Origin of the sequence: Thiocapsa roseopersicina, assembly GCF_900106925.1 — a bacterium.
Taxonomy (GTDB): domain Bacteria; phylum Pseudomonadota; class Gammaproteobacteria; order Chromatiales; family Chromatiaceae; genus Thiocapsa; species Thiocapsa roseopersicina.
Genome location: NZ_FNNZ01000002.1, coordinates 48,101 through 60,988, shown reverse-complemented (window position 1 = coordinate 60,988; position 12,888 = coordinate 48,101). Strand labels below are relative to the sequence as shown.

General features: G+C 63.6%; 13 protein-coding genes. 6 read left to right on the top strand and 7 right to left on the bottom strand.

Annotated features, from left to right (window positions below; all coding sequences use genetic code 11):
• Positions 1-62: 62 nt before the first annotated feature.
• Positions 63-272, top strand: coding sequence for a DUF2061 domain-containing protein (locus BLV04_RS02845; RefSeq protein WP_093027972.1), 210 nt, complete (start codon positions 63-65; stop codon positions 270-272).
• A gap of 27 nt (positions 273-299) precedes the next feature.
• On the opposite strand, the gene BLV04_RS02840 is transcribed toward BLV04_RS02845, so the two are convergent.
• Complete coding sequence (locus BLV04_RS02840; protein ID WP_093027970.1) at positions 300-1,184, bottom strand: SDR family oxidoreductase; 885 nt, start codon at positions 1,182-1,184, stop codon at positions 300-302.
• Between the two features lie 23 nt (positions 1,185-1,207).
• A complete protein-coding gene (locus BLV04_RS02835) occupies positions 1,208-2,467 on the bottom strand; it encodes a glucose-1-phosphate adenylyltransferase (RefSeq protein ID WP_093027968.1) in 1,260 nt (419 codons plus the stop codon).
• A 213-nt stretch (positions 2,468-2,680) separates the two neighbouring features.
• Here BLV04_RS02835 and gpmI point away from each other — a divergent pair, with 213 nt between their 5' ends.
• From gpmI to BLV04_RS24770, 5 genes are all read left to right on the top strand, one after another.
• Entirely contained in the window at positions 2,681-4,228 is a 1,548-nt protein-coding gene (gene gpmI, locus BLV04_RS02830) for a 2,3-bisphosphoglycerate-independent phosphoglycerate mutase (protein ID WP_093027966.1), read from the top strand.
• 3 nt (positions 4,229-4,231) lie between these two features.
• Positions 4,232-5,071: a thymidylate synthase gene (locus BLV04_RS02825; RefSeq protein ID WP_093027964.1), complete on the top strand. Its 840-nt coding sequence runs from the start codon at positions 4,232-4,234 to the stop codon at positions 5,069-5,071.
• A gap of 229 nt (positions 5,072-5,300) precedes the next feature.
• Positions 5,301-6,317: a protease SohB gene (gene sohB / locus BLV04_RS02820; protein WP_093027962.1), complete on the top strand. Its 1,017-nt coding sequence runs from the start codon at positions 5,301-5,303 to the stop codon at positions 6,315-6,317.
• 208 nt (positions 6,318-6,525) lie between these two features.
• On the top strand, positions 6,526-6,996 hold the full coding sequence (locus BLV04_RS02815) for a type II toxin-antitoxin system VapC family toxin (RefSeq protein ID WP_093027959.1): 471 nt from the start codon (positions 6,526-6,528) through the stop codon (positions 6,994-6,996).
• Positions 6,997-6,999: 3 nt separating this feature from the next.
• Positions 7,000-7,173 (top strand): hypothetical protein, encoded by a 174-nt coding sequence (locus tag BLV04_RS24770; RefSeq protein WP_175534467.1) that lies wholly within the window; start codon positions 7,000-7,002, stop codon positions 7,171-7,173.
• Between the two features lie 113 nt (positions 7,174-7,286).
• On the opposite strand, the gene BLV04_RS02810 is transcribed toward BLV04_RS24770, so the two are convergent.
• From BLV04_RS02810 to BLV04_RS02795, 5 genes are all read right to left on the bottom strand, one after another.
• Positions 7,287-8,963, bottom strand: coding sequence for a DUF6399 domain-containing protein (locus tag BLV04_RS02810; RefSeq protein WP_093028410.1), 1,677 nt, complete (start codon positions 8,961-8,963; stop codon positions 7,287-7,289).
• Between the two features lie 395 nt (positions 8,964-9,358).
• The gene (locus BLV04_RS24765; protein WP_175534466.1) at positions 9,359-9,520 is read right to left on the bottom strand and encodes a hypothetical protein; all 162 of its coding nucleotides are present in this window, start codon (positions 9,518-9,520) and stop codon (positions 9,359-9,361) included.
• Between the two features lie 13 nt (positions 9,521-9,533).
• Entirely contained in the window at positions 9,534-9,743 is a 210-nt protein-coding gene (locus BLV04_RS02805; protein ID WP_093027957.1) for a Uma2 family endonuclease, read from the bottom strand.
• Positions 9,740-11,743 (bottom strand): alpha-amylase family glycosyl hydrolase, encoded by a 2,004-nt coding sequence (locus BLV04_RS02800; RefSeq protein WP_093027955.1) that lies wholly within the window; start codon positions 11,741-11,743, stop codon positions 9,740-9,742. Before BLV04_RS02800 ends, BLV04_RS02805 begins: the two co-directional genes overlap by 4 nt.
• A 192-nt stretch (positions 11,744-11,935) precedes the next feature.
• Positions 11,936-12,862, bottom strand: coding sequence for a PfkB family carbohydrate kinase (locus tag BLV04_RS02795; RefSeq protein WP_093027953.1), 927 nt, complete (start codon positions 12,860-12,862; stop codon positions 11,936-11,938).
• Positions 12,863-12,888: the final 26 nt, after the last annotated feature.

Below are 12,888 nucleotides of genomic sequence, written 5' to 3'. Positions count from 1 at the left end.
GATTTTGAAGATTGATGTGTCGCCGCTATGCTCCTATCCAGCAATTGAAGAGGAGCACTCACATGGCCAAAACGATCACGTTTGCGATCCTGCATATGACGGTCGCCTTCAGCGTGGCCTACCTGCTGAGCGGCAGCCTCCTGGTCGGCGGGGCGATCGCCCTAGTCGAGCCCGCGATCAACACGGTGGTTTACTTCTTCCACGAGAAGGTCTGGGACCATATCCGGCAACACCGCGCGCAAGCGCGTCCCGGAGGCCTGCTGCCCGCCTGAAGTGTCGCTGCCATCCTTGGTGTCCCGTCAGCTGCCCGGGAAACGGGCAGCGGGGTTTTGCGAGAAACCGACAAGTCTCTCGCTGATGGTCCAGAGTCGCCTGTTGGCATCCGCATCGAGCGCTTGGGAAGGTGCCTTGATCGAACGACGGTCACCGAGATACCGACCCGTGACCCCGTCGAGGTCGGGTGATCGGGCGGCATGAAGCACGCGCTCCGCGGCGCGCGTCGGGGTCGGAAGGGCCCAGCCGAGCAGCAGGTCGACCGCCTTCCAGAAGATCCCTTGTGCGCCGTCGGAGCCGCCGAGGTTGGATCGAAAGACGCCCGGGAAGACGCAGTTCACGCTCACCCCGGTGCCTGCGAGACGTCGCGCGAGCTCGAAGGTGAAATGCAGGTTCCCGAGCTTGGACTGACCGTACGCCTGCATCATGCGATAGCGACGACGCGTCCAGTCGAGATCGTCGAAGTCCATCGCCGTGTCCATCTTGGTGCCGACGTTGACGATCCGGGCCGGTGCGCTGGCCTTGATGCGCTCGAGCAGTAGACCCGTGAGCAGGAAAGGCCCCAGATGATTGACCGCCAGCGAGCGCTCCAGCCCCTCGGGGCTCGTTCGGCGGCTCGCATAAGCGGTCCCGGCATTGTTGATCAGGAGGTCGAGGCGCTCGAAGCGATCGAGGATCTCCGCCGCCGCTCGGCGAACCTCGTGCTGACTGCCGAGGTCCGCGACGAAGAGAGAGATCTCGCGGTTGCCTGTAGCGGCGAGGATCTCGTCCCGGGCAGCTAGGCCGCGGGCCTCGTTGCGGACCAGCATGCCGACACGCATCCCGTCACGGGCGAAGGCGAGCGCGATCGCCTTTCCCAAACCTGAGTTTGCCCCCGTGACGAGAACAGTCTTGCGATTCGTGTCCGTCATGCGTGGCCTCGGGTCGATGGTGGTTATTCGGAGTAGCCGCCTCGCCCGGTGCCTCGGATGTCGCGTGCGAAATAGCTGACGCGCCCCATCGGGACGACGGTGACGCCACCGGCACTGACATGGAAGCGTTGCTGATCCTTCACCGGATCAAAACCGATTCGATCCCCGGCCTCGATGACGTTGTGCCGATCCACGATGACGTTGCGCAAACGGGCGCCGCGGCAGATACGGACATAGTCCATGATGATGCAGTCCTCGAGGACGACATCCTCCTCGATCACGGTCTCGCGCCGGATGATGGAGTTGGTCAGGCGTGCACCGTCGTGGATCATGGTCGCCGCACCCAGGAGCGTGTTGCGCAGCTCCCCGCCCAGCACGCGAGCGACCGGACCCTGATAGCCGCTGGAAAAAACGGGCCATTCGGGGTTGAACATATCGAAGGCCGGCTCGGCCCCCAGGACGTCCTTGTGCGCGTCGAAGTACGCATCGATGCTGCCGACGTCGCGCCAGTAAACCGGCGTTTCGTAGGGGTGCACGCCCGGTATGACATTCGTCGCGAAGTCGTAGGCGAAGAGTCGGTGGGTGTTGAGCAGCCGCGGCAGGACATGCTGTCCGAAGTCCGACTCGCCCGCCGCCTCGCACTCCCTTAGCGCCTGCATCAGGACCTTCGCGTCGAAAATGTAGTTGCCCATGGAGGCGAAGGCCATGGTCGGATCGCCGGGCAGCGGGGAGGGGTTCGCCGGCTTTTCCTCGAAGGCATTGATCCGCCCCTCTTCGTCGGCGGCGATCACGCCGAAGCTCGACGCCTCGGCAAGCGGGACCGGCAAGGCGGCAATCGTCACGTCGGAGTTACGTGCCTTGTGGAAATCGACCATCTGGCGGATGTCCATCCGATAGATGTGGTCGGCCCCGAAGACGGCGACCAGATCAGGCCGATGTTCCTCGATGAGTGCGATGTTCTGATTCACCGCGTCGGCCGTGCCTTGGAACCAATGCGTCCCGGACATCATCTGGGGGGGTACGACGGTCACGAATTGACTCTGCAGCAAGGGCGAGATGGTCCAAGCCTTGCGTACATGCTCGATCAGGGATTGCGACTTGTACTGCACCAAGAGATAGATGGTCTGGATCTGGGAGTTGACCAGATTGCTGAGCACGAAGTCGACGATGCGATAGCGGGCGCCGAAGGGTACCGACGGTTTGGAGCGCGCCGTGGTCAACGGCTGGAGTCGCGAGCCTTGGCCGCCGGCCATGACGAAGGCGATGATTCGATCGGTCTGCATGGTTCCTCCGCGTGCCCCGCCTGTCGGAGCTTTATGTTGTGATGATGGGGTCCGATCACTGGATCCTCCGGAGAATGATAAACCCGTCGACCGGAGCTTTCCCGATTATCGGATGCCCTCTCGATGGGGCCCCGGACCCGACCGAAACAGGCGCGACGCGGCGTCCCGAACGTCTACAATGTCCAACCCCGACGGCAGAGGAGTAAGCGAGCGATGAGTCAACCGAGGAAGAAGGTCCCGGGACGCCCGGTCATCCTGGTCATCCTGGACGGTTTCGGTCTGAACCCGTCCAAGGCTAACAATGCGGTCGCGATCGCCGACACGCCGAACCTCGATCGCTACTTTTCGAGCTATCCGCATACCGCGCTTCAGGCGTCCGGTCTGGCGGTCGGGCTCCCCGACGGGCAGATGGGCAACTCCGAGGTCGGGCACATGTGCATCGGCTCGGGCTGTGTCGTCCTCCAGGATCTGGTGCTGATCGATCGCGCGATCGACGACCGCAGCTTCTTCGACAACCACGCCTTGGTGAACGCTGCGCGTGCGGCGGCCGAGCAGGGTCGGCCGATTCATCTCATGGGCTTGGTCTCCGACGGCGGTGTCCATAGTCATGTCCGTCATCTGGCCGCGCTGATCAAGCTCTGCAAGCGTCAGGGCGCGCGCCCGATGGTCCACGTCTTCACGGACGGACGGGATACGCCGCCGCGCTCGGCGCTGAGTTATCTCAAGTGTCTCGACGAGGCGCTCGAGACCTCCGGGGGGCGGATCGCCACGGTCAGCGGACGCTACTACGCGATGGATCGGGACAACCGCTGGGATCGCACCGAGCTGGCCTGGCGCGCCATGGTCGACGGCGAGGGTCGGCACGCCGAGACTGCGCGCGAGGCGATCGAGGCGGCTTATGCGGCCGGCGAGGACGACGAGTTCATCCGCCCGACGATCGTCGCCGGCGGCGATCCGATCCGCGACGGCGATCAGGTGATCCACATTAATTTCCGCAAGGACCGTCCGCGCCAACTGTTGTCGGCCTTGCACCAGAGCGATTTCGACAAGTTCGACCGGCGTGGCGTCACCCGGGTCCAGGTCACCGGCATGATGGAGTATGACCCCTGGTTCGGGTTGCCCTTCGCCTTCGATACGGACACGCCGAAAACGACACTCGGGCAGATCCTGAGCGACGACGGCATCGCCCAGTTTCATTGTGCCGAGACCGAGAAATACGCGCATGTGACCTTCTTCTTCAACGGAGGGCGGGGCGACCCCTTCCCCGGCGAAGAGCGCGCGCTGATCCCCTCGCCGAAGGTCGCCACCTATGATCTGAAACCCGAGATGAGCGCGCCGGGTGTTGCCGATGCCGTCATCGAAGCCCTGCGCGGCGGACAGTTTCCCTTCATCGTGGTGAATTTCGCCAACGGCGATATGGTGGGTCACACGGCCGTGCGCGAGGCGGTGATCGCCGCCGTGGAGACGCTGGATCGCGAGGTCGGCCGCGTACTGGACGCTGCCGTGGAGTGCGGCTACTCGGTCATCCTGAGCGCCGATCACGGCAACTGCGACGAGATGGTCGATCCGGTCACGGGTGATCCCCATACCCAGCACACCACCTATCCGGTGCCCTGTCTGGTGATCGACGAGGTGCCTTGGCGCCTGTCGGTCGGCGGCGGGATCAAGGACATTGCCCCCACGGTGCTGCATCTGATGGGCATCCCCATCCCGGAGCAGATGGACGGGCACTCCCTCCTGCTCGGGCCGGCGACGGTCTGACGGATGCGCGTCTATCTCGATCTGCTGCGCGATGTGATCGACAACGGCATCGACAAGGCCGACCGCACCGGCACGGGAACGCGCTCGGTGTTCGGTCGTCAGGTGCGCTTCGATCTGAGCCAGGGATTCCCGCTGCTGACCACCAAGCGGGTGCATACCAAAAGCCTCGTCTACGAGCTGCTTTGGTTCCTGACCGGCTCGACGGACAACCGCTGGCTGCGCGATCGCGGCGTGACCATCTGGGACGAGTGGGCGGCCGGGGACGGACGTCTCGGTCCCATTTACGGCGCTCAATGGCGCAGTTGGGCCTGTCCGGACGGCCGTGTCATCGACCAGCTCGCCGAGCTGGTCGAGACCATTAGGACCCGTCCCGATTCGCGTCGGCTGGTTGTCTCGGCCTGGAACCCGGCGGATCTGCCCGACGAGACCTCAAGTCCGCGCGACAACGTGCACGCCGGGCGCATGTCGCTCGCCCCCTGTCATTGTCTCTTTCAGTTCTATGTCGCCGAAGGGCGGCTCTCCTGCCAGCTCTATCAGCGCAGCGCCGACCTTTTTCTCGGCGTGCCTTTCAATATCGCCAGCTATGCCTTGCTGACCCATCTGATCGCACACCAGTGCGATCTGGAGGTCGGAGAATTCATCCACACCTTCGGCGACCTGCACCTCTACCGCAATCATCTGACCGACGAGATCGTCTTCGAGCAGCTCAAGCGCGAGCCTCGGGCGCTGCCGCAGTTGCGTCTGCTGCGCCGTCCGCCGAGCCTGTTCGACTACCGTTTCGAGGATATCGAGATCGTCGGGTATGAGCCGCAGGCGGCGATTCGCGCGCCAATAGCGGTTTGAGCCTGAATCGCGTTCGGAGTGGCTTGGTCGCCTTGAGTCGGGTGTGGTGTTGGTGCGGCACTAAAATGATGGAGTGACGCGATTCAGGATTTTTCGATCCGGATTCGGCGGTTTTAGCAGGGATTAGGAGTCGGAAATCGGGGTTTAAGTGTTTCGGTGTTTTTCTTCTTTTTGTGTTGCGCGGGCTTGCGCAACAGTCACGAAATTTCCGGGCGAGGAGTTGCCGCTGATGGAGTCACTCATTCAAGTCCTGCTCGCGTACGGACTGTTTCTGGCCAAAACGATCACGATCCTACTCGGAATCGGCGTGCTGCTGATTCTGGCATTGCGGCTGAGACAGGGTGGGCACGCCGATTCCGAGCAGTTGGAGATCACCGATCTCAACCAGCGCTACCGCGAGCTGAGCTCGGAGCTGAAGGCGTTCTCGATGTCGAAGAAGGCGTTCAAGGCGTATCGCAAGGCCGAGCACAAGGAGGAGAAGGCCCGCGAGAAGGCGGGACATGCCGATCGTAAGCGGCTCTTCGTGATCGAGTTCAACGGCGACATACGCGCCAGCGAGGTCGGCGCCTTGCGGGTTCTGGTCACGACGCTCCTGATGGAGGCCCGCGACGGCGATCAGGTCCTGGTGTGTCTGGACAACTCGGGCGGTCTGGTCAGCGATCACGGGTTGGCCGCGTCGCAATTGGCGCGTATCCGCGATAAAGGAATCCCGCTGACCGTTGCGGTCGACAAGGTCGCCGCCAGCGGCGGCTATCTCATGGCCTGTGTGGCCGAGCGCATCATCGCCGCGCCCTTTGCCGTGATCGGCTCGATCGGCGTGCTGGCCGAGCTGCCCAATTTTCATCGCCTGCTGGAACGCTACGGGGTCGATTTCGAGCTGCATACCGCCGGCGAATACAAGCGCACCCTGACCATCTTCGGCGAGAACACCGACGAGGGTCGCCAAAAGCTGCGCGAGCAGTTGGAAGAGACACACGCACTCTTCAAGTCGTTCGTCGCGGCCTATCGCCCCGCGCTCGATCTCGACCGTGTCGCCACCGGCGAGTATTGGCATGGCCAACGCGCCGTCGAGCTGGGTCTGGTGGATGCCATCCAGACCAGCGACGACTTTCTGCTGGCATCAACCGAGGACATGGACCTCCTCAAGCTCAAGTACAGCGTCCGCAAGAAACCGATCGAGCGGCTTCTGTCGAGCATCCGAGCGAGCTTGGACGGCGCCGTTGCCAACTGGCGCCGCGCGAGCTGAGCCTTCGTCTCGAGGCGCGCCATGGCACATCCTCGCCCAAGGTGCGAAAAGCAGGGGAAAATGGGTCACGTTCGCTTTCTGCTAAGCTTTCCCTATGCCCAGACGCCCCGAGTCCATCTTGATGGCGGGGGAAAAGCGGTCCGGTTCGTCGTCTGCGCCTACACGTCACGTTAGCTGCGTGCGCTAGCCCAACGGGAGTCATCGAAATTTGACCGCTACGGTCTATATCGAGTCATCGGTTATCAGCTACTTGGCGTCCAGGCCAAGTCGCGATCTGGTTGTCGCCGCGCGGCAAGCAATTACGGCCGAGTGGTGGGACGCACGTCGCCGTCAGTACGACGTGTTCATCTCAACGCTTGTCGAAGACGAGATTTCCAAGGGAGACCCGAAAGCAGCCCAGACGCGGCTAGCTCTTGTTGATGAAGTCCCCGCGTTGGATATCACAGATCAAGCGAACCTCTTGGCCAAGGACTTGATCGCGCTTGGCGCTGTGCCGAGGAACAGCGAGGAGGACGCCCTTCATATCGCCATCGCTGCGGCATCAGGCATGGACTACTTGCTTACCTGGAACTTCAAGCACATCAACAACGCCGAAACCAAACAAGCAATCGCCACGGTTATTGAGCGCCGAGGTTTCGTCTGTCCGGTTCTTTGTTCACCCGAAGAGTTAGGTGCATGAATCATGCGTGAAGATCCAATCGTCGCAGAAATTCGGAAATTCCGTGCCGAGCACGCTGAAAAGTACGGTCACGACCTTGACCGGATTTGCGAGGCGCTGAGGGATCGCCAAGCGAAGTCTCAGCGCAAAGTGGTCACCCGGAGCCCTCGTTTGCTGCTCAAGAAAACCGGCAGCTAAGCCGAGCCGCGGGTTGGGCGAATTGGTTGGTTTTTCCGCTCTTCATAATTGAGCCCCTTTTCTCTTTTCTTGCAGCTGCTTTTCGGCCTTGTTCATTATCCCGTCCACCGCCATCAGGCCGCGACCGGCATCAGATAGGGTCGTTTCGGCGGGCGTGGCCGTCGGCGTCGCGGTCGCGGCGGCAAGGGCACGCGCAGGAGGAGTTGCTCGAACAGCGCGGGATGTGTCCGCCCGAAGAAGCGCTCGGCGGCGGTCGTGTCGTCGGCGCGGCGGATGTGGAAATTGTGCACGGCCGTGAGCGCGGCGAGTTTGCGGTCGCTCAAACGATGACGGCCGTGGTGATGCAGCGACAATTGGCCATTGCGCCCTTCCACGCAGGAGCTGCTGCGTTGAAACAGATCGGCGCAGGCGCCGGCGACCTGTTCGACCCGAGCCCTGTCTTCGGGCGCGAGACGCTGCAGCGGATGATCGGCGCGCCGCAGCGCGTCGAACAACGCGCTACTCACCGCCTGTACGCGGTGTCGGGTCTCGGCCGAGGTGCTGCGGGCGACGACGCGCTCAAGATAGAGGGCGGGGATGAGCTGCTCGAGGACTGCCGCTTCCAGCTGCGGGGACAGTGCGAGGGCCTCGACCCTGGCGGTCACGGTGGCGAAGAAGAACGCGAGCGTGGCGAGCCATTGCACGGTCAGGCGCTCGGCCTTCATGATGCGTTCGCGAGCGCGCTCGGGCAGCTCGGCGGCCTCGGCCAATCCTTTCAGGCGCGTCCAGACGTCGGTGAAGCGCGCCGCCACGCGCTCCACCGGCCGGGTCTGTCCATCCACCGGATCATACGGGTGATACAGCACGCCGAGCTCGCGGATCAATGCGCGCGCCTCGCTCTGCCGCTCCCGTGCGCGGTCGCGTTCGGCTTCGACGGCGACCAGCGCGCTCAGGGCGGCCCCAATGCGGGTCTCGAAGGCGGGTGGACGCCCGCGCGGGCGCGGCATGCGCGCCTCGAACGCCTGCTGTGCCGCGCGCTCGGCCTCCCAGTGCGCCTGCGCGGCGGCGACGCCGGCTTCAGCGCGGCGCAGATCGCGCGCCAGCGCCAAGGACGTGGCTTTGGAGACCTCGTGTTGGCCGTGAAAGAGGTCCGGGGAATGATGCGCACGGAGGTCCGTCTCGGCATGCCGGCGCAACGCCTTGGCCTCGTCGGCGGTGCTCTGGATCACCTCCACGGCGAGCCCCGTGCAGGCGCCCTGAAGCGCCGCGGTCCAGGTCGCCGCAGTGCGATCCGCGGCGTCGTGCTCCAGCAGGATGAAGTTCGACACCGGCTCGATGGCCACCAAGCAGATCCCCGGATGAAAGGTTTCGTCCTCGCATACCGTCACCGCACGCGCCGGCATGCCCTCGGCGAGCGCCGTGCGCTGCTCCGCGGCCACCGCGACCACGGCCGTTTCCAGGGCGGCATTCAGCGCATGCTGCGCGCCGTCGCTGACCCCGACGAAGGCCGACAGTCCGCTCAGCTCCAGGAATTCACTCACCAACCGGGTGCCGCCCGCCGCCCGCAACGTGATGCTGAAATGCGCCGCCAACACCATCCGATGCAACCAAGCGACCCCCTCCGGAGTGCGTGCGAAAGCCGTCAAGCCCGCCGGGGAATCCCCGTGAGGGACGTCCCGGCACCATCCCCGCAGGGTGCTGCGCGCGACACCCATATCCGCGGCCACGCCGCGTTGCGTCTCCCCTGTCGCCAGCCGTGTCTCGGCCGCCGCGATGGACTCGGCTTGCTCCAAGCGTGTGCGTCGCGTCACGACCGATCCCACGGCCGAGTCTCGAATGGCCGGGTAGCGCAGCGCTCGCGCTTGGTCTAAAGTCAATCTCGGCAGGATCTTCGAACATCTTTCCGACCCCTCGGTTAGTTTGCACTTCCAAGGGTATGAAATTTCGAGGATCCTGCCAAATCCCTGCACGTCTATTACCAAGCTATGAACTCGGACTTGGCCGCGCTTATGAACAAAGCCTTGAAGGAGTTTCCAGCAAGCGCCTCGCGGAGCACACGGGCGAAGATGTGACCGGGTACCTGGAGTCGGGGCACCGGGGGCAAGTCTTGTAGGCACGCATTGCGTGATTAAACGCAGGATCGTCAGGGATTCGTATACGATCGGCGCAGCCTATCCTCCGAAAAAATAGAAAGAACGCATCCTGATCAAAATCCCGGCTCCCAGATGCGGACGAGCGGGAGCACCAGGCCGGGCAGCAGGGCGTCGTCGCCGATCTGTGCCGGGTTGTCGAGACAGACCGGCTCGCCGGTGCCGGCGTAGCGCCAGACTTGGCGCTGCTCGGGCAGGATCAGCCAGCCGAGGCGCACGCCATTGTCGCCATTAGTGCAACGTGGCGTGTAGGCCGTCGCTGTCGTCGGTCGGCGAGGCCAGCTCGATTACGACGTCCGGGACCAGCGGGAGAAATCGGCGCTTCTGCTTCGGGCGGATCGTGACCAGTCGCTCGCGCAGGACCCGGGCCAGATCGGGCGAGCGGATGGCACCGTTCGGCAGCAGGAAGCCGGCGGACAAGTCGAGGCGCAGGCATATCAAGGGTGCCGGCTCACACCGAAGGGATCATTAAGTAGGGCCCCCGGGCGCTGGTTCGCCAGCCAGTAGAAGTGGTAGGGCGGGACCACGACCCGATTGTTGAAGACGGCGGGTGTGTCGCCCGAGGCTAGATCGATGATCTGTCCATAACGAAAGAGTCCGCGTCGATTCAAGGTGTCGAGATCCAGATACTGAGGTTTGGCGTCGAAGTTGGCTGCGACCAGGACCGAGTTCACGGCCAGGCTCGGGTGGGTGCGCAGGAAGACGAAGAGGTGCGGGTTCTCCACGTCGATCAGCTCGCGGTTGTTGAAGTCGGCGAAGGCCGGCGTGTCTTTCCGAACGGCGATGAGCCGTTTCAGACCGTCGAAAAGACGGCGCTCGACGGTACCGCTGAGGTGACGTCGTTCGGCGCGCGCCCAGTCGATGCGCGGGCGATGCACCCAGCGTGCGTCGCTTGCCTTGTGGGTGTCGTTGAGGAAGGAGTTGTCGTTGAGCGTACCGATCTCGTCTCCGTACCAGAGCAGCGGGATGCCGCCGAAGGAGAGGATCATCGCGTGCAGCATCAGGATGAGATCCACGACCTGATCGATCGCATGTTGATCCTCGGCCTCGAGCGCCGACTCGAGACCCGCGAGCGAGGCGAGCGCGCCTGCAATGCGGGCATCGCCGGTCTTCAGATTGACGCCGAAGGGGCGTCCGCGCGCCGGCGAGCCCTCGAAGGCGCCGGTGTACCAGTCCACTAGAAAACGACGGTGCGAGTAGGGGTCGTATTCGCAGGCGCGGATGTCGGCGTCGTCGAAACCCAGGCCGATATCGTCGTGACACCGTAGATAGTTCAACCAGGTTGCACGGTCGAGCTTGTTCGGCAGGCTCTTGATGCCCTGGTTCAGCAGCTTGGCGTTCTTGGTCGCGACGGCGTCCCAAAGCAGGGCCATGAAGGTGGCGTTGTAGGCGATCTCGCACTCTTTGGCGATGACCGCATCCTCTCCGAAGTATTTGATGATCTCCGATGGGGCCACGATCGCCTCGGCGATGAAGAGCACGCCCGGCGCCGTCACCTGGCAGCAGTCCTTCATGAGCTGCAGGATCAGGTGTGCCTCGCGCTCGTTTTGCGAGGTCGTGCCGATCTTCTTCCAGAGGAAGGCGACGGCGTCCAACCGCACGATGTCCGCCCCCTGGTTGGCCCAGAAGAGGATGATGTCGAGCATCTCGATGAAGACGGTGGGGTTGGAATAGTTCAGGTCCCATTGATAGTTGTTGAAGACCGTCATCACCCACTTGCCCATCTCCTCGTCCCAGGTGAAGTTGCCGGGGGCGGTCTCCGGGAAGATCTCGGGCATGGTCGCCTCGAACATGTCCGGGACGTCGCGGTTGGAGAAGCAGTAGTAGAAGTTTTGGTACTCCGGATCGCCTTCGCGGGCGCGCTGTGCCCATTCGTGCTCGTTGGAGGTGTGGTTCACCACCACGTCGAGCGTGAGCAACATGCCGCGCCGACGCATGGAGTCCGCGAGCGTGCGCACATCTTCGACCGTTCCGGCACGCGGGTCGATGTCGCGGAAGTCGCTCACCGCGTAGCCGCCGTCGCTCGCGCCCTGCGGACATCGGAGGATCGGCATGATATGGACCATATTGATCCCCAGCTCCTGAAGGTAGGGCAGGCGGTCATTGAGTCCCTGCAGATTGCCGGCGAAACCGTCCGAATACAGCGCCATGCCCACCCATTCCTGGCTCAGGAACCAGTTGTGGTCTTCCTCGCGCGCCATGTCGAGCTGCTTGAGCGCCGCGGGGCGGCCGATGTAGGCACGGGCAAGGCGCTCGGTGAGGCTGACCATTTGGGTCTTGAAGTCCTCGCGATGCCCGTAGAGATGGAAAAAGAGCGAGTAGATGGCGTAAAAATTGGCGCCGAGGCGCGTGTAGAAATGCCGCAGATCCTCGCGACGGATCTCGCGATCGAGCTCGTCGAGGATGTCGTTGAGAAGGGCATGAGAAACCTGTTCGTACATTTGAACTGCGTCCGGAGTGTGTGAGTGCTGTCGATCGTGTTCTATGGGCCCGGAGGCGACCCGTCGTCTCGGCGGAGACGCAGTTCAAGATCATTTAAGTATTTGAATCTTTGAACCGCGCGTCGCCGATCCTCGCAAGGAAATGATCGGTGTCGGTGGGTGGCGACCCGCGTATGAACTGCCGAGCGCGGTTCAAATACCCCATTGATTAAGGTAAGGCCCATAGAGTGCAGGATCGGCAGCCGTGGCGCCGTGCTGCTCGACGATGCGCGAGGCGAAGGACTGGGCCCGCTCCAGGGTCGTCGCGAGCGGCCAGCCTCGAATGATTCCGAGGATGAGCACGGATGCGAAGGCGTCGCCTGCGCCGACCGTGTCCTTGACCGCGAGCGCGGGCGCCGGTGCGACGCGCACCGGGGCGGTCTCGCGGCCGAGTGCGAAGGCGCCGTCGCCGCCGAGCGTGACGACGAGCCCGGTGAGCCCGTGCTGCGCGAGGAAAGCCGACGCCAGCGCGGTGAGCTGCCCATCGTCGGCATCGGCGTCGGCGTCGTTTGAGCCCGAGCCGTCCGACAGAAGAACCAGCTCACTGCGGTTGAGCTTTACCCAGTCGGCATCCTGCAACAGGCCGCGCGTCACGTCCAGCGACCACCAGGGATCGCGAAGATTCACGTCGAGGAAGCGTATACCGTGTCCGCGGCCCTTGAGCGCGTTCAGCGTTGCTGCGGAGACGGGGCGGCGCAGGGCCAGGGTGCCGTGATAGAGCAGCTCCCCGGCAGGCGGCAGGTCGTCCGCGCGGATATGGTCGAAGGCGCGATCGGGGATGATCTCGTAGGTCGGCTCGCCGTCTTCGAGCATGACCCGGACCTCCCCCGTCGCATGATCCGGATCGGTTTGAAGACTGCTCGTGTCCATCCCCCAGTCCTGCATCGCGCGGCGCACCTGCTCGCCCTGCGGATCGTCCCCGACCGCGCTGATCAGTCGCGGCGCGGCCCCGAAGGCACGTAGATGCCAGGCGACGTTGAAAGGCGCTCCGCCGAGGACGCGTCGACCTCCGGGAAAGCAGTCGAAGAGGACCTCTCCGAAGATGTCGACGATCGGTTGCTCGTTTGAGGCATCGGACATGGGGTGGCTCCTGTCTCGTCGGTTCG

Bases quoted from the DNA above. Each gene is read 5' to 3' on its own strand.
- BLV04_RS02800 (WP_093027955.1), bottom strand. From the start codon at position 11,743: ATGTACGAACAGGTTTCTCATGCCCTTCTCAACGACATCCTCGACGAG.
- BLV04_RS02845 (WP_093027972.1), top strand. From the start codon at position 63: ATGGCCAAAACGATCACGTTTGCGATCCTGCATATGACGGTCGCCTTC.
- BLV04_RS24770 (WP_175534467.1), top strand. From the start codon at position 7,000: ATGCGTGAAGATCCAATCGTCGCAGAAATTCGGAAATTCCGTGCCGAG.
- BLV04_RS02795 (WP_093027953.1), bottom strand. From the start codon at position 12,862: ATGTCCGATGCCTCAAACGAGCAACCGATCGTCGACATCTTCGGAGAG.
- BLV04_RS02825 (WP_093027964.1), top strand. From the start codon at position 4,232: ATGCGCGTCTATCTCGATCTGCTGCGCGATGTGATCGACAACGGCATC.
- BLV04_RS02835 (WP_093027968.1), bottom strand. From the start codon at position 2,467: ATGCAGACCGATCGAATCATCGCCTTCGTCATGGCCGGCGGCCAAGGC.
- gpmI (WP_093027966.1), top strand. From the start codon at position 2,681: ATGAGTCAACCGAGGAAGAAGGTCCCGGGACGCCCGGTCATCCTGGTC.
- sohB (WP_093027962.1), top strand. From the start codon at position 5,301: ATGGAGTCACTCATTCAAGTCCTGCTCGCGTACGGACTGTTTCTGGCC.
- BLV04_RS02840 (WP_093027970.1), bottom strand. From the start codon at position 1,184: ATGACGGACACGAATCGCAAGACTGTTCTCGTCACGGGGGCAAACTCA.